The organism is Sneathiella sedimenti, from assembly GCF_017313765.1.
Taxonomy (GTDB): Bacteria; Pseudomonadota; Alphaproteobacteria; order Sneathiellales; family Sneathiellaceae; genus Sneathiella; species Sneathiella sedimenti.
The window spans coordinates 203,964-223,519 of the sequence record NZ_JAFLNC010000001.1; the positions used below are offsets into that span (position 1 = coordinate 203,964).

19 protein-coding genes and 1 tRNA gene are annotated in these 19,556 nt (G+C 52.4%); 11 read left to right on the forward strand and 9 right to left on the reverse strand.

The window, feature by feature from the left end:
* Positions 1-127: 127 nt before the first annotated feature.
* A complete protein-coding gene (locus J0X12_RS00960) occupies positions 128-763 on the forward strand; it encodes a FecR family protein (protein ID WP_207041042.1) in 636 nt (211 codons plus the stop codon).
* A gap of 24 nt (positions 764-787) precedes the next feature.
* Positions 788-1,363: a PAS domain-containing protein gene (locus tag J0X12_RS00965; protein ID WP_207041043.1), complete on the forward strand. Its 576-nt coding sequence runs from the start codon at positions 788-790 to the stop codon at positions 1,361-1,363.
* A gap of 41 nt (positions 1,364-1,404) precedes the next feature.
* On the opposite strand, the gene J0X12_RS00970 is transcribed toward J0X12_RS00965, so the two are convergent.
* From J0X12_RS00970 to J0X12_RS00985, 4 genes are read right to left on the reverse strand one after another with little or no spacing between them, the layout of a single operon-like run.
* A complete protein-coding gene (locus J0X12_RS00970; RefSeq protein ID WP_207041045.1) occupies positions 1,405-2,448 on the reverse strand; it encodes a succinylglutamate desuccinylase/aspartoacylase family protein in 1,044 nt (347 codons plus the stop codon).
* Positions 2,441-3,370, reverse strand: a complete 930-nt coding sequence (rimK, locus tag J0X12_RS00975; RefSeq protein ID WP_207041047.1) for a 30S ribosomal protein S6--L-glutamate ligase — start codon at positions 3,368-3,370, stop codon at positions 2,441-2,443. Before rimK ends, J0X12_RS00970 begins: the two co-directional genes overlap by 8 nt.
* Positions 3,367-3,861 (reverse strand): putative ATP-dependent zinc protease, encoded by a 495-nt coding sequence (locus J0X12_RS00980; RefSeq protein ID WP_207041049.1) that lies wholly within the window; start codon positions 3,859-3,861, stop codon positions 3,367-3,369. The genes rimK and J0X12_RS00980 overlap by 4 nt, the downstream gene beginning before the upstream one ends.
* Before the next feature lies 1 nt (position 3,862).
* A complete protein-coding gene (locus J0X12_RS00985; protein WP_207041051.1) occupies positions 3,863-4,234 on the reverse strand; it encodes a hypothetical protein in 372 nt (123 codons plus the stop codon).
* A gap of 143 nt (positions 4,235-4,377) precedes the next feature.
* Between J0X12_RS00985 and J0X12_RS00990 the strand changes: the two genes are divergently transcribed.
* Genes J0X12_RS00990 through mgtE form a run of 4 tightly spaced genes read left to right on the forward strand, consistent with a single transcriptional unit; the run spans position 4,378 to position 8,782 of the window.
* Complete coding sequence (locus J0X12_RS00990) at positions 4,378-5,787, forward strand: hemolysin family protein (RefSeq protein ID WP_207041070.1); 1,410 nt, start codon at positions 4,378-4,380, stop codon at positions 5,785-5,787.
* Between the two features lie 5 nt (positions 5,788-5,792).
* The gene (locus tag J0X12_RS00995) at positions 5,793-6,632 is read left to right on the forward strand and encodes a mechanosensitive ion channel family protein (RefSeq protein ID WP_207041072.1); all 840 of its coding nucleotides are present in this window, start codon (positions 5,793-5,795) and stop codon (positions 6,630-6,632) included.
* Positions 6,625-7,485, forward strand: coding sequence for a magnesium transporter MgtE N-terminal domain-containing protein (locus J0X12_RS01000; protein WP_207041074.1), 861 nt, complete (start codon positions 6,625-6,627; stop codon positions 7,483-7,485). The genes J0X12_RS00995 and J0X12_RS01000 overlap by 8 nt, the downstream gene beginning before the upstream one ends.
* Positions 7,475-8,782, forward strand: coding sequence for a magnesium transporter (mgtE, locus tag J0X12_RS01005; RefSeq protein ID WP_207041076.1), 1,308 nt, complete (start codon positions 7,475-7,477; stop codon positions 8,780-8,782). The genes J0X12_RS01000 and mgtE overlap by 11 nt, the downstream gene beginning before the upstream one ends.
* A gap of 252 nt (positions 8,783-9,034) precedes the next feature.
* On the opposite strand, the gene J0X12_RS01010 is transcribed toward mgtE, so the two are convergent.
* The 4 genes from J0X12_RS01010 to J0X12_RS01025 form a co-directional block, all read right to left on the reverse strand.
* Positions 9,035-9,109 (reverse strand) — tRNA-Gln (locus J0X12_RS01010).
* Between the two features lie 83 nt (positions 9,110-9,192).
* On the reverse strand, positions 9,193-10,050 hold the full coding sequence (locus J0X12_RS01015) for a 4-(cytidine 5'-diphospho)-2-C-methyl-D-erythritol kinase (RefSeq protein ID WP_207041078.1): 858 nt from the start codon (positions 10,048-10,050) through the stop codon (positions 9,193-9,195).
* A 14-nt stretch (positions 10,051-10,064) separates the two neighbouring features.
* Positions 10,065-11,822 carry a tetratricopeptide repeat protein gene (locus J0X12_RS01020; RefSeq protein WP_237687959.1) on the reverse strand — a complete coding sequence of 586 codons (1,758 nt, stop codon included), beginning with the start codon at positions 11,820-11,822 and terminating at the stop codon, positions 10,065-10,067.
* Positions 11,823-11,946: 124 nt separating this feature from the next.
* Positions 11,947-13,596 carry an electron transfer flavoprotein-ubiquinone oxidoreductase gene (locus J0X12_RS01025; RefSeq protein ID WP_207041082.1) on the reverse strand — a complete coding sequence of 550 codons (1,650 nt, stop codon included), beginning with the start codon at positions 13,594-13,596 and terminating at the stop codon, positions 11,947-11,949.
* A gap of 341 nt (positions 13,597-13,937) precedes the next feature.
* Between J0X12_RS01025 and J0X12_RS01030 the strand changes: the two genes are divergently transcribed.
* The 4 genes from J0X12_RS01030 (at position 13,938) to J0X12_RS01045 (ending at position 17,570) form a co-directional block, all read left to right on the forward strand.
* Positions 13,938-14,729, forward strand: a complete 792-nt coding sequence (locus tag J0X12_RS01030) for a uracil-DNA glycosylase (RefSeq protein ID WP_207041084.1) — start codon at positions 13,938-13,940, stop codon at positions 14,727-14,729.
* Between the two features lie 61 nt (positions 14,730-14,790).
* Entirely contained in the window at positions 14,791-16,566 is a 1,776-nt protein-coding gene (locus tag J0X12_RS01035) for a lytic transglycosylase domain-containing protein (protein WP_207041087.1), read from the forward strand.
* Positions 16,553-17,101 carry a molybdenum cofactor biosynthesis protein B gene (gene moaB, locus J0X12_RS01040; protein WP_207041089.1) on the forward strand — a complete coding sequence of 183 codons (549 nt, stop codon included), beginning with the start codon at positions 16,553-16,555 and terminating at the stop codon, positions 17,099-17,101. Before J0X12_RS01035 ends, moaB begins: the two co-directional genes overlap by 14 nt.
* Before the next feature lie 109 nt (positions 17,102-17,210).
* Positions 17,211-17,570 carry a hypothetical protein gene (locus J0X12_RS01045; protein ID WP_207041091.1) on the forward strand — a complete coding sequence of 120 codons (360 nt, stop codon included), beginning with the start codon at positions 17,211-17,213 and terminating at the stop codon, positions 17,568-17,570.
* 69 nt (positions 17,571-17,639) lie between these two features.
* Here the strand turns inward: J0X12_RS01045 and J0X12_RS01050 are convergent, their stop codons facing one another.
* The gene (locus J0X12_RS01050; protein WP_207041093.1) at positions 17,640-18,335 is read right to left on the reverse strand and encodes a hypothetical protein; all 696 of its coding nucleotides are present in this window, start codon (positions 18,333-18,335) and stop codon (positions 17,640-17,642) included.
* Between the two features lie 120 nt (positions 18,336-18,455).
* Here J0X12_RS01050 and J0X12_RS01055 point away from each other — a divergent pair, with 120 nt between their 5' ends.
* Complete coding sequence (locus tag J0X12_RS01055; protein WP_207041095.1) at positions 18,456-19,550, forward strand: PA0069 family radical SAM protein; 1,095 nt, start codon at positions 18,456-18,458, stop codon at positions 19,548-19,550.
* Positions 19,551-19,556 lie beyond the last annotated feature (6 nt).

Consider the following 19,556-nt stretch of genomic DNA (forward strand, 5'->3'; position numbering starts at 1 on the left):
AAAAAATTAGCGCAAAGTGATCCTTTTGCCCCTCCGCGCCGTATTTAATCTACTGGGCGGTGTAACGCAGACGTAATTGTGATCCGAAAACACCCTGAGCCCAAAGTAAAAGATGCAGGAGAGCGCTATGTTCAAGAATTTGGTTTTGATGTTGTCTCTAGTGATGGGACTTCTGTTTGTGGCCTCCGGAAGCGCTGTTGCAGCGAATCCAGAAGTCGGCAAAGTCACCCGCCTGCAAAACGATGCGAAGATCATCAGGGGCGGCGAAACATTCCCCATGGAGATCGGATCCGTGATCCGGGAAAATGACGAAATCAACTCAGACGACATGGCGCGCATTGAAATCACTTTCGTGGATGGGACAACCCTGTTGATCGGCGAGAATGCCCGCGTTGAGATTGACGAATTTCTTTACGATCCAGGTAACGGCATTGGCAGAGCGCTCATTGGCGCTCTCCAGGGTCCGTTCCGGTTTATCACCGGAAAAATAAGCCAGATGAAAGACAAACGCGTTGAAATAAAAAGCAGCGTTGCAACAATTGGTGTACGCGGAACTGATTTTTGGGGTGGACCATCTCAGGGGACTTATGGTGTATTCCTTTTCGAGGGGACAATTGTAATTTTCAATGCCGAAGGCGGACGCATAGTTAGCACTCCTGGAACCGGTGTAGATCTCGACGGTTTCGATAAAATCCCTGGAGAGGCCACTGCTTGGGGCACGTCACGTGCACAGGCTGCGGTTGCTACTGTGACATTTAGATAAGGGATTTACACCTTTGGTAACACGATGGACCGAATAAAAACAAACCTGCCGATTTCTTCCAACAGCCTTTCGGAAATACGGGATTACTGGGTGAATTTAAGGCAGAATAGATTAATGCCGAACAAGAAGGACTTCAGTCCCGCAGCAATTGTTCGCCATTTACCCAATATCGCTCTTGTCGATGTTTTCCAAAACCCACTTCGATTTCAGTACCGTCTATTGGGAACCAGGATTACGGAGTTGGCCGGTCGAAACGCCACCGGCAAGTGGTTGAATGAAGAGCTCTATGGCGACAGAACTAACGACATACTCTGGATGTATAAAAAATGCGCCTCCACCAGGCAACCGGTTGCCGTTCGCGAACAGATACAGTTTGCCGATAAATCCTGGTTAAATGTCGATGTCGCCGCCTTTCCCATGAGCGACACAGATAATGAAATTAGCACGATTTTAGGGGCGGTTGATCTGACAAAAACGGACGCAAAACTTCCCTCCCCCGGCTCCACGTTTATTCTGAATTGGCAGGCCGTCAAAGAAACCGTCATGTCTTCCTCCCTGCGCGACCAGCATTCCAAGAAAGCCGAGTGCGGGGAAAACTAGGTGACGGTTAACGGATAAAATAACGTTTCCGGATGAGTCTCTTACAACTGGTCGTCAAATAACGGATTGCTCTCGAATTCTTCCTCAATCGCGCCGATTGATGCACCGGATGCAGCGGACTCAGACAAAAAGGCAATATGAAATAGAGCGTCTCCCTGGTTTACCAACGGCATCGTCACGGTACCGATGATAAGCCCATTCGTGGTGGCACGCACTTCCGTTTCCCGCCCACCAAAAGGATCCGAAACCATTCCGAGAAGGTCACCCGCATGAACAAAGTCGCCAACTTTGCTCCGAGTGCGCAAAAGACCGCCATCCGGCGCTCGCAACCATGCGCTTTTGGTCGCCACGGCTGTTTTTCTGACCTTCTTTCTGGCTGAACGGGCCGCACTCTTGCTGGAGACCATGTTCAGGTGCCGCATGACTCTCAGAACTCCGGAAACGCCCACACGCACGGCAACCTCGTTGAATCGCAACGCCTCTCCTGCTTCATAAACCATGACAGGTATCCCGAGCTCACTTGCGGAGTTTCGCAACGAGCCATCCCGCAGTGACGAATTCACGATAACCGGAGGCTCGAACGCCTCCGCCAGGCTCCGCGCCTTCTTGTCATTCAGATCGACGCGAACCTGCGGCAGATTATTGCGGTGTATCGCAGCTGTATGTAAATCGATGCCGAAATCGCATAGCCGGACAGCTTCATTGAGGAAAAGATGGGCAAGACGGGACGCGAGGGAGCCCTTGGCATTGCCGGGAAACGACCGGTTAAGATCCCGACGGTCCGGCAAATAACGGCTTTGACCGATAAAGCCAAACATATTGACAATCGGCACCAACAACAAGGTACCCGAAATACGACGGAGCGCCATCAACCTCGCAAGGCGACGGATTATTTCGACACCAAGTATCTCGTCACCATGGATAGCCGCGCTGACAAAGATAGTCGGCCCCTCACGTTTGCCATGTATCACCAACACAGACAATGTCGCCGGTGTGTGATCGGACATCATGCTCAGCGGAATATCGACGATCCGTCGCTGACCGGCGGGAATAGTTTCGCCGGCCAGTTCAAAAGGTTTACGCAAGCTTCTGGCTCCGGCTGAATTTTCTGCCTCTTGTATGAGTTCGGCCGGCCTTGGCGTTTTTCTCAATGAATTCGATAATCTTCGACGCGACATCAATACCGGTGGCCTTCTCGACACCTTCAAGCCCGGGCGAAGAATTCACTTCCATCACCACGGGGCCGGCATTTGATCGCAACATATCGACGCCACAGACGTTTAGCCCCATCGCACGAGCCGATTTCAGCGCGGTTGACCGTTCGGCGGCGGTTATTTTAATAGCCTCAGCCGAGCCGCCACGATGCAGATTTGAGCGGAAGTCTCCCTCCGCGCCACGCCGGATCATGGAGGCGACAACCTTATCGCCCACGACAATACAGCGTATATCCTCGCCATTGGCTTCCTTGACGAATTGTTGCACCAGAATATTCGTGTTCGTGCCGCCAAAGGCCTGGACTATGCTTTCCGCGGCTTTCGGAGTTTCACCCAATACAACGCCAATACCCTGGGTTCCTTCGAGGAGCTTGATAATGACCGGCGCACCGCCGGCAAGTTTAAGCAATTCTGTCGCATCCGACGTGCGGTGGGCGAAAACAGTTACAGGCAGACCTATATTCTCACGCGACAACAATTGCATGCTGCGCAGTTTGTCGCGCGACCGCGAGATGCCCACCGACTCATTGACCGGGTACACGCCCATCATTTCAAATTGGCGCAGAACGGCAGTACCAAAAAAGGTTACCGACGCGCCAATGCGAGGAATTACCGCGTCATAGCCCTTTAAACTTTCACCCTTGTAGTGAATTTCCGGATCCCCGGAAGCGATGTCGATATAGCAACGCAGATGATTGATAACATCAACCTGATGGCCTCGTGCTTCCGCTGCTTCGATCATTCGTTTATGTGAATACAGTTCCGCATTCCGACAGAGTAGAGCGATTTTCATGAATCTCGCCTTTCGATAGTGGACTTGGTGGTACCTTCCGCACGTTTGCGGTTGGCAATGAATGACCGGTTCGGGTCGATTAAAAAGCGGCCCTTCAGGGCCTGGCGTCCTAGCAGCAGACGAAACCCCATAAGTCCCCGGTCGGCCAAGGTCACTTCGATTGGCCAGGTCGTCCCCCCTAAACAGACATTGATCTCGATAACATAGCGCGGATGGCTATGGCCGGTTGAACTCGTCACTTCCCGTTCATCCCGGATTTCCGCAATGCAATTGACGGCTGGCTCCCGCCGCCTCTGCATCGGATACAGGACAAAGGAAACATGCGGTGCGCCGCGTTCCATGAATGTCTGAATATGGATCGCATGAATCGCCGACGTTCTTGCACCGCTATCAATCTTCGCCTTGATCGGCTCCGATAGCAAGTCAGGGAAGGTGACCCATTCGCGCCATCCGATAACTTTTTGATTCTGGAGTTTCTTCGCGGTACTCACCCTAGGCGTCCTGATCCGAATTGCCGGTTCGGTTCGAATTCTCAGACTCCGGGTCCTCTAGCGCATCGGAATCCTGGTCTTTATCAAACCCGGCGATACTCGCTTCGTTCAAGCGCCGATAGCTGGCAAAGGTCCGTTGGTTGACCACTGCAAAATAGGTTCCAAGATCGACAAGGATATATCCTGTTTCATATAATCCGCGCCGAATTGCCTCTATTTGCTCGGGCCATAACCTCCGCTGGTTCAGTAATCGACACATCAATTTCATAGAAATACGATAGCGGCCCCGCGGCTTACCGCCAAACGAGTGATCATAAAGCGCGACAAGCCGATCCACCACCTCCGCATTCGAATAATCAAGACTACCCGGCACTACAACCCCTCCTCACATATTATCGCCAACCAACAACACACGCCGAATTTACCAAAAAATATTGATATAGCAAATTTTTCTTTCTTTATAGCAAAATATTAGTTATTTATAAAGTAGAAAATATATTTCAAAGGGATTTCAGCTTGAGCTCAATTGCATTCCAGGTGACGGCTATAGTTGCATTGCTCGCGGCCAATGCCTTCTTTGTTGCAGCTGAATTTGCTTTGGTCTCGGCACGAAATTTCCGCATTGAACCGAAGGCGCGCGCCGGCAACAAAGCGGCCCGACTGACACTTTTCATTAAAGGGGACATCGACGCCTACCTGTCTGCTTGCCAGCTCGGCATCACCATGGCTTCGCTCGGACTGGGTTGGTTGGGAGAACCCGCAGTCGCAGCTCTTTTAAAGCCGGTTCTTGCCCCGCTTGATTTGCCGCTTACAACATTACATACGATTGCTTTTATCGTTGGCTTTGTTGTTTTCTCCTCCCTGCATATCGTCGTTGGCGAACAGGTCCCGAAGACACTTGCCATCCGAAAAGCCGAGCCAGTTTCCATGCTGCTGGCCTATCCGTTACATTGGTTCTATCGCACGATTTTCCCGTTGAGCTGGCTGCTGAACTGGTCTTCGCGCGCCATTCTTCGTCTTTTTAATGTTCGGGAAGCAAGCCATGCAGATGTCCTGACAAGCGACGAACTGCGGGGTTTAATTCATGTCTCGGTTCAGCATGGTGAAGTCGCGGCTGAACGTGCGGCGATGTTGCATAATCTGTTCCGGTTTGATGAACGCTCCATAGAGCGAGTGATGGTGCCCCGCATGGAAACCCAGGTCCTGCGGCTGGACGCATCTAACGAACGCAACCTTAATGTGATCAGAACAAGCCAATTTTCACGATTCCCCGTCTTGCAAGGCGAGCAGGATGACGTGGTTGGCATAATCTTGGTACGCGACTTGATAAACGCCATCATCGATGGAACGCCTGCGCCCTGGACAGATTTGAAAAGTTATTGTCGTGACCCGCTCGTTGTCCCGGAGTCCCTAAAAGTTGCTGAAATGTTCGACGTCATGCGGAACACACGATCCCATATGGCCTGTGTCATCGATGAGTATGGTGCTTTCTCCGGATTGGTCACGCTGGAGGACTTACTTGAGGAAATCGTCGGTGAAATTTCCGATGAAACCGACAAGGTAGAGCCCGTATACCCCATTATCTGGAAAGACACATATTGGGTGGCCCATGGACTGGCACCGCTAACAGATCTTGAAAGAGAAACCAGCTTTCAAGTCGATGAATCGACCAGCGTCAATACTATTTCCGGCCTGATTATGAGCGAACTTTCCCGCATGCCCGTTAAGGGAGATAAGGTGATAGTCAACGGGTTCAGGTTTAATGTATTGGCCATGAAAGATCGTCATGTAGAAAGAATTCGTATCGATACGATGACAACAAATCTGGACCTCCCTGACGGGGGTTCAGATACGGAATTGCCGGACCCAGATCAGGCACCGGCGCCGGACCTCGAACGTGATCGAGCGCCCCCTAAAGGAGATTAAAGCACATGGAAGATCCATCACTTTGGCTTGAAAGCGGCAAAACAGCCGGCATGGAGTTGCTCTCTAATTTGATTGATGCGTTGCCCGGCCTTCTTGGCGCAATAGTTCTATTAATTGCCGGCTGGTTGATTGCCCGGTTTCTGCGGGCCATGTCGGCACGATTGAGCAACGGACTAAACCGCTTCTTTGAAACTGTAATGCCGACGGGTCGGCTCGCCAGTTTTCGGATATCCCCAAGGTCAGCCCAGTTCATCGGAAATGTAGTCTATTGGTTGACCATCCTGTTTGCCATCACACTTGCCGCGGATGTCGCCTCTTTTGAGACATTTTCGTCCTGGCTGGCGGTAATTTTCGGATATTTGCCGCGGGTTCTGGGCGGTGTGTTGATCGTAATTGTTGGATATTTACTCGGCGCTGCCATACGTGATCTTGTCTCCACAGCCCTGGTTTCCATGGCCGTCGGACAAGGAGAGATGATCGGCATTTTTGCGCAGTGGGCCACGTTCCTGACGGCCGTGATTATCGGCATCGAGCAAATTGGCATCGACGTAACATTCCTGATCGTGATCATCTCCATCGTTATGGGAGCGGTTATGGGCGGGATGGCCATCGCATTTGGTCTTGGCGCGCGGCCGCTGACGAGTAACCTGATCGGTGCCCATTATTTACAGCAACAGTACTCTCCGGGGCAGGTCTTGATTATTGGTAGCGATGAAGGCCAGATTCTGGAATTCACGCCAACCGGTGTCATTCTGGAAACATCCGCTGGTCGCCTATCTGTCCCTGGCGAGGCCTATTTCCATAACCAGATCACGCTTAAAGAGGGGGACCTTGTCGATGCCTAGTGCTTCTCCTCTCAGCGTTGCGTTTATCGAACGCAACCCCAGCGCCGCAGCGCGGATTCTGGAAAATCTGGCAATTGACGACGCGGCTGCGCTGATTAGCGTCTTGCCAGGCTATGCGAGCGCTTCGGCTCTCGGCCGGATGACTCCTTTTGCCGCAGCCCAGTGCATGGCACAGCTTGATACGGATCAGGTTGCCCATCTATTGCGAACGATGATGTTTCTGGATGCCGCGAGTATTCTACGGGTAATGAGCGTTGAAAATCGCGATGCCGTAATGGAGGCGCTACCATTCGACCTGGCAAGAGACTTCAGAAAATCGCTCAATCATCCGCGCAATTCTGTTGGCGCGTGGATGGATCAGCGCGTGTCCCCATTGCCCTTGTCACGCACTGTTGCCGACGCCTTAAAGTACGCGAAGCGCAAAACCCGCCCCGAAGGCGATGAGCTGTTCGTGGTTGATGATGCGCATCGATTTGTCGGCGTTATTCGGATATCGCACCTCGTCCAAAAAGACGGCAAGGCAGCGCTGCAGGATGTTGTAAACAGCGCCCCTCCCACCCTTTCAAATAGGGCTACGCTGGCTTCCGTTGTCAATTCACCTCATTGGGACGAACATGCCAGACTTGCCGTCGTTGGCAGAAAAGGCAATTTCCTTGGGACATTGTCACGCAGCCTCGCACGCCAGGGTATAGCTGACGCCCTTCGGGACCCCAACAGCCTGACCTCAACCTCGATCCTTACTCACCTAATCAATAGCTGCTTCGTTACTTTTGTCGGGTTAATAGGCCTGGTTTTGAACCCAGCGGACACACAAGGCCCCAAAACAGATTTGGAGACCAAACATGACGGGTAATATCGACGACGCCATTGAACCGTTAGAACGGCGGTTCCTGCTGGATCATCCCTGGGATGCGGCCCGCCTACTTGAATCCCTGCCTTCCGATCAGGCAGCCGTTGCCTTGTCACGCCAACGCATAGAAGTTCTGGTTCCGGTTTGGCGGCGTTTGATGACGCCGATCGCAACAAGATTGCTCGGCAAGCTCCCGGATGCACGCGCCACGGAATTATTGTCCGTACTTTTACCAAATGAAGCGGCTCTGCTGCTTTCCTCCCTACCCGAACCTGATCGAGATAGATACCTGAACGCGATGGATGCCAGGGAGGTCTCCGACCTTAAAAAGCTGATGAGCTATCCCGACCGCAGCGCGGGTCGGCTAATGAACCCAGTGGAGGCGACCTTTCGAACCACCACAACGGTGGCAGAAGCGATTGATCAGTTACGGGAAACCCGATCAAGAAATACCCGCAGCCTGTTTCTCGTAGATGAGGAAAACCGGCTCTCCTCCAAGGTCTCTATCCAGGATATTGTGGTTGCCAATACGGACGACCGGCTACAGGACCTTGCCAAGCCGGTAACAGCCTATGTCAATCCTTTGTCGCCGCAGGACGAGGTTGTGGAACTTCTGGAGCGAGACCGACTCGCCGACTTGCCGGTGGTTGACCTCAATGGTGTTTTGATTGGCGTAATTCAACATGCGGCCCTGGTTGAAACCATTCAGTCGGATGCGACCGCGGACATACAGACTATGGTGGGTGCAAGTAAAGATGAACGAGCGCTATCGAAACCGCTTTTTGCCGTGCGTAAGCGGTTGCCTTGGTTGCAGATCAATCTGTTGACCGCTTTCATGGCGGCAGCCGTCGTCGGGTTGTTTGAGGCAACAATCGCTCAATTCACCGCCCTAGCTGTCCTGCTGCCCGTCGTCGCAGGCCAATCCGGAAACGCCGGCGCCCAGGCCCTGGCGGTTACCATGCGTGGCCTGGCGCTACGCGAAATTTCCACGAGTCAGGGATTTCAGGTCATGTTCAAGGAATTGAATGTCGGCTTCGTGAACGGCCTGGCCGTGGCTATCACCTGCGGCGTTGGAGTGTTTTTCTGGAGTGGCTCATTAGGCCTGGTCCTGGTCATCATGCTGTCCATGGTTCTGGCCATGGTCGCTGCGGGCTTCGCCGGAGCCATTGTTCCGATCGTGTTGACCAAATTGGGGCAGGATCCCGCCGTCGCCTCATCTATCATTTTGACAACCGTTACGGACATTGCCGGCTTTTTCTCATTCCTTGGCATCGCCACCATGCTGTCGTTCATGCTTTGACATACAAGCTGCCCTCCCCACTGGTCGCTTTAATGCGCTAGATGCAGGAAGCAAAGTCCTTGTGACAATAACCGGTTTCCTGCGACCATGCGCTCAAGGCAGGGGTTCGAATACCATGCGCCGAAACTCACCCTTAAGATAGCATCATTGCCGGTCAGTTTTTTTGGACTTCATATTGTTGGGACACTGTATTCCAATTGTCATCCTACTACATGGTGATTGGATGACATTGGACTTTGTGAAATGAGGTTCTGGCTGGGGTGGCAGGATTCGAACCTGCGCGTGACGGGATCAAAACCCGCTGCCTTACCGCTTGGCTACACCCCAATGAGGAGCCTCTTTCTATCTAAAGGGCCCGCTAAGCTCAAGCCAAAATTTGAAAAAGTGGGGAAAAGGTCAATTTAGCTGAATTAAGGGCCTACAGCCGCCGCTTGCACCCACCAGCCGGGGCGCCGCCGCGCCCGCAGGGCATGTACCGCCGCCTCCGCGGCTTCGCTGTCTTCAAATAATCCAAAGCAGGTCGCCCCACTACCGCTCATACGGGCGAGATAACAGCCCTTTTGTTCCCTGATTGCAGAAAGAACCTCTCCAATAACTGGTACGACCTCACGCGCGGGCATTTCCAAATCGTTCCGCATCGGAGTGAGGCCCGCGAACAGGTCCCGAGTTGTCGCCGCGTTAAAATCGCCAGCAGGCGGGACCTCCCCAGTTATTCTCAGTCGATTAAAGACATCCCGTGTCGAAACTGAATGTCCCGAATTAACCAGTAAAATGTGAAATTTCGGAAACTTTTGAAGCCCGGAAATCCGCTCTCCTATACCAGACATGATCGCGGGCTTCCCGTATAGGCAGGCAGGAATATCCGCACCTAGGGTTAGCCCGATCCGGCTGAGCCCGTCGTCTGAAAAATCTATATCCCACAGCTGGTTAAGAACTCTCAAAGTGGCCGCAGCATCTGCAGATCCGCCACCAATCCCGGCCGCCACAGGTAAGTTCTTCTCCAGGGTTATGTGGGCTCCCGCGTCTATCCGGCTCTCGGATTTCAATAAATGCGCGGCCTTCAGGACAAGGTTTTCTTCCGTGCTACCAATTGAATCTGCAAAGGGGCCTGTCACTTCTAAAGAAAGTTCCTTGCCCTTCCGTATTGTTATCCTGTCGCTCAGTTCGGGAAATACGACGAGGCTTTCAAGCAGGTGATACCCATCCGCCCGCTTTCCTGTCACGTGGAGATATAGGTTAACTTTCGAGCGGGCAATGGCAGTAATCATAGTGGCGCGCCAGCTTACTTCTGGGCCTTGATGTCATCCTTGAGGCCGGATTTCAGTTTTTCCCTGATGACAGGAATCTGCTCTTCCGATGGGTCGAGCCAGAGGGCCCGCTGCCACTGATAGCGAGCTTCTTCCCGACGGCCAACACGCCAGTACGCATCCGCAAGGTGATCCGTTATTGTCGGGTCCGCCGCCTCCAGCGAGACAGCTTTCTCCAGTTGCGCCACCGCATCGTCATATTCCCCAAGACGGTAATAGAGCCAGCCCAGGCTATCAACGATAAAGCCATCGCGCGGCCGCAGCGACACTGCCTTGATGAGCATATCCTTCGCCTTCTCCAGATTTTCGTTCCGGTCCACCCAGGAATACGCAAGATAGTTGAGGACTTGCGGATGATCAGGCTGCAGCTCCAGCGATTTTAACAGATCTGCTTCCGCAAGCGGCCATTTCTTCGATTGTTCGTAGGCAATTCCGCGTGCATAGAAAAGCGACCAGTGACGTTCGTGAAATTCGGGCAGTCGTTCAATTGCGCGGCCATAGTTGCGCGCGGCCTCATCCCAGTTTTTAGAATCCCGTCCGACATCGGCAAGGACGACCAGCGCCTCGATATCTTCCGGGTAGCTGTTCGCAACGGCTTCAAGCCGCTCCTTTGCTTCTTCCGTACGGCCTAATCGATAAGCGACCCAGGCGGTGCGGATCTGGGCATTCTTGCCATAGGCGGAATTTGGGTTGATCTGACTGTAAAGATCAAATGCCTCCTGCCATTTATCACGATCTTCCGCGGTTTCCGCCAGCAGCATCCGTGCCATCGGGAAATCGGGCTTTAACTGAAGTGCAAAATAGATATAGGTCGCGGCGACACCAACCGCGCGTTCCTGACCTATGATGGACGCCGCGCTGTAGAGGGCTTCCGCCGCACCTTCAATTGGGTCTTTTGCGATTGGTGTGAGCGGCCGCCCGGCGTCAAGTTCAGCAAGTTCAAGACGGATTGTCGGGCTCAGCGGGAATCTTTCGATATAATCGTCAAAGAGCTTCTTGACGTCGTTCCGCCGGCCGGTGCGATCGAGATAAGACCCGTAGGCCTGCACCAGGCGGACCGCGCGGCCAGATGGTCCGGAGAGCGCCGCCTGATAGTTTTGATCGGCCAGCTTACGATCTCCGGAGACGTCACTCAGGAGGGCCGACTGATATTGCTTGAGCGCTTCGAAACCGTTGTATTTATCGAGCGCATTGAGCTCCGCGAACGCCCCGTCGACATTGCCCTGCCCAAGCTTTATCCAAGACATGAGCAACGGCTTCAACAGAACGTTAAATCCGTTCTCTGCCGTTTTCTCAAGGTTGCTCCGGGCTCCATCATAATCCTTCTGGTGAAGCGCATTTATTGCCAGAACCAGATAGGCAGTTGACCCATCTTCATCCTGTTCGATTACCTTCGGCGCCAGCGAGATTGCGCGTTTCAAATCCCCTTTCGAAAGCGCCGCCTGCAAAGCGATATTCAGGAGGACGCCGTCATCACTGCGTACACGCAACGCGTCTTCGAAATATTCAAGGGCGGCGGATGCGTCCTGCTCTCGGAGAGCCTCACGACCCGCCAGATACTCGCCCAAATAGGATGAAGGAAACATTTCCGCCGTACCGCCCGCATCCTGAAATGAATCAGGCAGGGCATGCCGTTCGCTGGAAGCACTGTTTGCCGCGCATGCCCCCAGCGCTGCCGCCAGAATAAAGCCGCCCCAAACCAGTTTAAACTTGCTCACGCCTGCGCCTGCCATTTCCGTCAATTTACCTATCCGTTTTCGATCCGGCACTTGGTCCGCCGGGGAAGTCACATTCTTATAATATGTAGGGCGTCCCCGGCCCGCATGAAACAAATTTCCAGTAACCCAGTCTAACTTTTTACATATTGGGATAGTTTGGTCCGCCGCTACCTTCCGGAACAACCCAGTTGATATTCTGCGTTGGATCCTTGATATCGCAGGTTTTGCAGTGAACACAGTTCTGTGCATTTATCTGCAAACGCGGGTTGGACCCATCATCATCCGTCAGGAATTCATATACACCAGCTGGGCAGAAGCGTTGCTCCGGCCCGGCATATTCCGCATAATTCACTGAGACCGGGACATTGTCATCTTTCAACGTCAGGTGAATAGGCTGATCTTCTTCATGGTTGGTATTGGAAAGAAATACAGAAGACGGCTTATCGAATGTGTATACGCCATCATATTTGGGATATTCGATCTTCTTGCAATCCTTCGCTTTTTTCAGCGCCGAATGGTCATCGTGATGCTTGAATGTCCAGGGCGTCTTGCCGCCAAGAAGTTTCAGATCCAGGCCCGTATAAAGAGTTCCGGCAAGCAATCCCCACTTGAAGGCCGGACGGCTGTTACGGACGCGATAAAGTTCATCATGGACCCATGAATCCTTGTAAAGTACAGGATAGGTTTCCAGCACCTTGGCGGGTGCATCCGCATTCAGCTTCATTTCCGCGACGATGGCTTCCGCAGCCATCATGCCGGACTTCATGGCGGTATGGGATCCCTTGATTTTCGGTACATTCAGGAAACCGGCCGTGCAGCCAATCAACGCACCGCCCGGGAATACAAGTTCCGGCACCGACTGATAGCCACCCTCATTAATTGCGCGCGCACCGTAAGAAATGCGTTTGCCGCCTTTCAGCATTTCCTTCATCATCGGATGGGTTTTGAATTTCTGGAACTCATCATAGGGCGACAAATAGGGGTTTTGATAGTCAAGCGCGACAACGAAGCCCACATAGGCCTGATTGTTTTCCAGATGATAGACGAAGGATCCGCCATAGGTATTGCGGTCGAGCGGCCAGCCAAAGCTGTGGAAGATCTGGCCTTCCTTATGCTGCTCCGGGTCCAGTTCCCAAAGTTCCTTGATCCCGATACCAAAAGTCTGCGGATCGCAATTTTCACGCAGATTGAATTTGTCGAACAGTGTCTTGGTCAGAGAGCCCCGTACACCTTCCGCGAAGAGGGTATATTTGGCGTGCAGCTCCATCCCTGGCTCGTAGGAGCCTTTTTTCTCGCCATCGCGACCTACACCCATGTCACCTGTGGCAACGCCCTTTACGCTTCCATCCTCGTGATAGAGCACTTCCGCGGCAGCAAAGCCGGGATATACCTCGACTTCAAGCGCTTCGGCCTGCTCGGCAAGCCAGCGGCAAAGATTGCCAAGACTGATGATATAGTTGCCATGATTGTGCAATTGCTTTGGCAGCAGGAAATTCGGGAAGCGAAGCTCGCTCGACTCGGTCATGAAGAAGAATTTTTCGGACTTGACCGGCGTGTTGAGCGGTGCGCCCTTTTCCTTCCAGTCCGGAATCAGCTCATCGAGGGCACGGGTTTCAAACACATTACCCGAGAGTATATGTGCACCAATCTCCGAGCCTTTCTCAAGAACGCATACCGAAATGTCAATGCCGGCCTCGACACTGAGCTGGCGCAACTTTATTGCCGCAGATAGCCCAGCCGGGCCACCGCCGACAATAACAACATCAAACTCCATAGATTCGCGTTCCATTAAAAGCCTCTTCTTGTATTTCCGACTGATTGACAGCCGTTGTCTATCATTGAACCGGTGCCTTATGCTGAGGTGCACCGTTTACCCAAATCCGGCAGATTTATCCCGACACTATATTTTTTTTGTATCGCGTCAATCCCGATTGCAATGGATTACGGCGGTTTCCGGCCATTTTAAATGAAGAAGCCGAATTAATAAATCGTCAATAGCGGCCGTATTACAGAATCCTGCGCATATGTATTTCTTCGAGTAGTTTTCTTCGGGGCCAAAAATCTTTTATCGACTTACTTCTCGAACGGGAAAAAGGGCTGCTATGATACGGCATGCAATCGGAAACTGACATGGCGGCACTGGTCCGCTTCTATCTCGACGCGGGTGTGACAGAGACTATTGGCGAAGAACCTGTCAATCGCTTTCATCTTGCCGCGCAACAACCAGCACAGGCCACGAATGCACCGGCACGCCCAACGCCGGCGGCAAAACCAACCCATCAAAACCCTGCCGCCCCCGCCATACCGGTCCCATCCCTGGCCGAGGGGGTTCGCAAGGCTCAGGAGATTGTCAGCGGCTGCGCCAATATTGACGCCCTTCGCGACGCCCTTGAAAAATTTGAGCATTGCTCTTTGAAAAAACTCGCAAGCCATACCGTCTTTGCCGAGGGATCGCCCGGCGCAAAGCTGATGATCATTGACCGGCAGCCGTCGAGTGATGAAGATCGGAGCGGCTTTCCCTTCTCCGGAGCAGCGGGGCAATTACTCAACAAGATGCTGGCTGCCATCGGCCTTGAACGCCACGACGTCTATCTTGCGAGTGCGATTCCCTGGCGGCCACCGGGAGGACGGGCCCCCACGGAGGAAGAACGTGCCCTTTGCCTCCCTTTTGTCCTTCGCCATATAGAGCTGGCCAATCCCGCATGTATTATGGCCTGCGGGGAAGCGGCGGGTTATCTGCTGGACCAGAAAGCAGGGATCAACAGGCTACGCGGCAAATGGAATGATTTGCAAATTGGCGCTGTTCACGCAAGAATGTTGCCGATTTTTCATCCGGCCTTTCTGATTGACCAACCGGTGTCAAAAAAGCTTGCCTGGGCGGACCTGCTTAGTCTGAAGGCGGAACTTGAACAAGAACGATAACCTTTTCCTAACGGGTTGAATTTACCCTGTAGGTCACTTTTTATATTTTGTTGTCTGGTCTATGAAGCATTTCTCCAGATTGATCGCCGTGACGGCGCTGCTGATATCCGCCCTCATGGTGACAAGTTTGCCTGTCTTGGCGCGTGAGGTCCCGGCCGTGCTTTCACAGGCAGACGCGGATCGATACCGCGAGATATTCGCCCTGCAAGCTGCAGGGCAATGGAAGAAAGCCGACAAGCTGATAAAGGCCCTCTCGGACAATATTCTACTCGGTCATGTCAGATTCCAGCGCTATATGCACCCGACAAAATATCGGGCAAGCTATGAGGAACTTCATCTTTGGATGAAGGCCTATTATGATCACCCGGACGCGCATCGCCTCTATAATCTGGCCAAAAGCCGACGGGTCAAGGGTTGGAAACCTCTCCCGGAACCACTTTACGGTCGTTATCTGGGAGGAACAGGCCCCGGCCAGCCCGTCTTCCTGTCCCGCTATTATAAAAGTAATCGTAAAAGATCTGCCCAAACACGCAAAGACGTTGCTCATGCCAAGCGGGTCGTAAAGCAGTATCTTTACAAAGATCAACCAACGAACGCGGCGCAATATCTTCATCAGAAAAAAATCTTGAAGTTGCTCGATCAGGTTGAACTTGATCAGCTTCGGGAAAAAATCGCGAAAAGCTATTTTCTATATGCGCGCGATGAAAAGGCGATTGAGTTCGCTGAAGCGGCGCTTAAAAATTCGCGCAAATATGTCCCGCTTGCGGATTGGACCGCAGGACTTGCTGCCTGGCGATTGGGTCGAATTGATAAAGCCGCCAGGCATTTTGCGGCATTGGCAGAAGTCAGCCGGATATCGGACTGGAATTACACAGCCGCCAACTGGTGGGCCTCACGCGCCTATCTAAAACTCGGCGAACCGGAAAAGGCATATACCTTCCTCGAACGGACGGCACGGCAACCCCGCACATTCTATGGACTGCTTGCACTGCGCCAACTCGGTGTCGAAAAGCCCTTTAGCTGGAGCTTGCCGACGCTAACTTCGGAGCAAATCTCCTGGTTGATGAAGATTCCCTCTGCCAAACGTGCCGTCGCTCTCAGTGAGATTGGACAATATGACCTGGCCGCGCAGGAGTTGCGCGCTGCCTTTCCCAGCGCAAATGACAAGCTCTCTCCACTTTTGCTCGCCCTATCCGAACAGATCGGAGCCCCGTCCGTTGCCATGCGCATTGGTCTTTTTCTGTGGGAAAATGAAGATGAACCGTGGGATGCGGCAATATACCCGCTACCGAAATGGCACCCGAAAGACGGATTTAAGGTAGATCGCGCCCTGCTCTATGCATTTATGCGCCAGGAATCTGGCTTTTACCCGCTGGCACGAAGCGGCGCCGGGGCGAAGGGCTTGATGCAGATCATGCCTTCTACGGCAAGCTATCTTTCGGGCGACCGGTCTCTCCGCAATAGGAGCAACAAGAAGCTTTTCGATCCTGCCTATAATCTTGAACTCGGCCAGAAATATCTCACCTATCTGATGAACTACAAGGACGTGGATACAAACCTGTTTCATTTAACAGCCGCCTACAATGGCGGGCCCGGAAATCTGAAAAAATGGAAATCAGAAACAAAGAACAGCGAAGATCCCCTCTTTTTTATTGAAGCGATGCCCAGCAAGGAAACCCGGAATTTCATCAAAAGGGTTTTGACTAATTTCTGGATATACCGCCATCGTATGGGGCAAGACCTTCCCGCGCTGGATCAGATTGCCCGCGGTGAATGGCCAGAGTATCAACCACTGGATCAATGGGAAAGCGAGATAGCCGACAATGCCCGGAATTGATACATCCCGTCCCTTTATAGCGGTGCGCATTGCCGTGCTAACAGTATCCGACAGCCGGGGGATGGCAGAAGACAAGTCAGGCCAGACCCTAGTGGAGCGGCTGGAAGCAGCGGGGCATATACTCTCGGATAGACAGATCGTTCGAGACGAAATTGCCGACATTCAGCAGGTCGTCACGCACTGGATCGACGACGAAAATGTCGACGTTGTTATTTCCACCGGCGGAACCGGTGTGACTGGCCGTGACGTGACCCCGGAAGCATTTGGCGCGCTTTATGAAAAGGAAATCCCGGGTTTCGGAGAGATCTTTCGGATGTTGAGCTATCAGAAAATAGGCACGTCCACTATCCAGTCCCGGGCTAGCGCCGGAGTCGCCCGCGGCACCTATCTTTTCGCGCTTCCCGGTTCAACCGGTGCCGTGAAGGACGCATGGGACGATATCCTTGTCCATCAACTGGACTATAGATTTATGCCCTGTAATTTTGTCGAGTTATTCGACCGTCTGCAGGAGCATGAAAAAAGAACAAAAAGCTGACGCGATTGATCTGAAAATCGAATTTTCTACCTTAAGGCAACTCATTGTTAATTTTTTTGTCCGATAACGTGTTTCAGCACCTGCCCTGAAACGCGATCAAAAAACAACAATGAAACGCTTTTTTCTAACCTCACGATATCGCGGATTCGGCCGCAAAGACCGTCGCATTGAAATACCGAAACTCCACCTGACATTAGGAAACCGCGAATTTGCGACCTATGACTGGAGCCTTGGCGGATTTCGCATAGATGATTTCGCAGGCCGCCCGCCAGTTGGCGAGAAAATTTCAGTCCGACAAATCGCCTATGATGCGGAAAGGGCAGAGACCACCGACTCTGTCGCGGTGGTGACCAGAGTTCTGATTGGAAAGAACCAGGTTGCCTTCAGTTTCAATAGACTGGATGACATCGCCTATAACTTTCTGGAAAAGGCGAGCATGCATAGGCTGACGCAGCTCGCAAAAGGCTAGCCGACTGATTAGGGAGCAGCGCAGGACTCGAAAATGGAACGTTCTGCGCTGCCCAATCTCTTCCTTCACTCAAACTGAAATCCAATGACCTTCCGGCGATAGACAGGACATTTCCACACTACTCCTGGTACGGCCTCTGTAGGTTAGGGTCTGCCGGTACTGTTTGCAGAGATTGCCATAGGCATCATATCCGTCCCGGAGGATGACAATAAATCCGGTCCCTCCTCCATCGCTCCATCTCGCGACGTGCCCCACCGGAGCATCCAGTGCAGAATAAACAGCATGATGGTGATGCTCGATCTGGTGCGATGTCAAATCGACTATGAAGCGCATATTGACGAACGGCCAGTAGTATCCCCTGTAAGGATGATAGCCATAATAGCGCGGCACATAAACCGGTTTTACATAGACATATTTTGGCCGGTACGCCTTATGATAGGGCTTCTTGTAATAGGACGCATGCTTTGGCGTCACATAAACAACTTTTGGTGCATGCTGCTTCGACGAAGGCCGCGCCTTGTGAACATGCTTTTTCTTCATATGTTGCGAATGAACATGCTTTTGCTTCGAGTGTTGTGAACCGTAAGTAATGTTACGCCCAACATTCGGTTTTTGATGATGGCCACTACCATATACTGCAGCGTCGCGTCCTCTATCTCCCTTGGACGCAGCACTGTGCTTGTTGCCGTGCCAAGAGTCAGCCTGCGCCGTTGAAAAGCCCCCCAACAATACTGTCCCAAGCAAGAGAATACCGAGTTTTTGCATCTGCTTCCTCCTTCATCATTGCCCACATATTTGTTTAACGTCCGACCCGTCGAATTCCGTTGCTGTTTTTTTGCTTATTATGTTCTTGTTTTGTTCTTTTAAATTAGATAATATCACTATATGCAGGATACTCATATCATACCATTTGATAAAAGCAGGCGCCATGGACGTGGCGCCACCGCCAATCCGGACGGCCGGTTTGAGATTGCTGAACGTGACTTCATCGATGACGGCTGGGGAACCGCTGAACAGAATGATACAGACCGGCTAAAAACAACGGTGACGATGGAACGACCGAAATCCATTATTAGCCGGAATATGTCACCGGACCTTCCTTTTGACCGGTCGGTCAACGCCTACCGTGGTTGTGAGCATGGGTGTATCTATTGCTACGCCAGGCCAAGCCATGGCTATATGAACCTCTCCGCCGGCCTCGATTTTGAAAGCAAGCTGTTTGCCAAGCCGAACGCGGCGGAGCTGCTGGCGTCGGAGATTTCGCGCCCAGCCTATCAGTGCAAACCCATAGCCTTGGGTACGAATACAGACCCTTATCAGCCGATTGAGAAGAAACTTGGAATAACAAGAGAGATTATCGAGCTACTGGCCGAGACTCGGCATCCGTTTACGATAACCACCAAATCAGACCTTGTCTTGCGTGATCTCGACCTGCTCGCTCCGCTTGCAAAGGATAACCTTGTGTCCGTTGGCATTTCGGTGACCACACTCGACAAAAAACTCGCACGCATAATGGAGCCAAGGGCAAGCGCCCCTCATAAACGTCTTGAAGCGATCGAGACTTTAAGCAGGGCGGGCGTTCGGACCTCGGTGCTAGCCTCTCCCATGATTCCAGGCCTTAACGATCATGAACTTGAACGCATATTAATGGAAGCCAGGGCAATGGGCGCGAGAAGCGCAGTTTATCTTCTGTTACGGTTGCCAAGAGATGTAGCGGGTCTGTTTGAGAACTGGCTCCTGGAAAATTTTCCGGACAGGGCCGCGAAAGTGATGAAGCTCGTGCGCTCAACGCGGGACGGGAAGGATTATGACGCGGAATTTGGTAAACGCATGGTTGGAACAGGACCCTATGCGGCACTCATCAATAAAAGATTTCGTCTTGCCTGCCAGCAACTTGATTTTGAGGGCAGTAGATACGATCTTGCAACGGATCTTTTTTTGAAACCAGGTCGTGACACGCGACAAATGGATTTATTTTAATCCGTG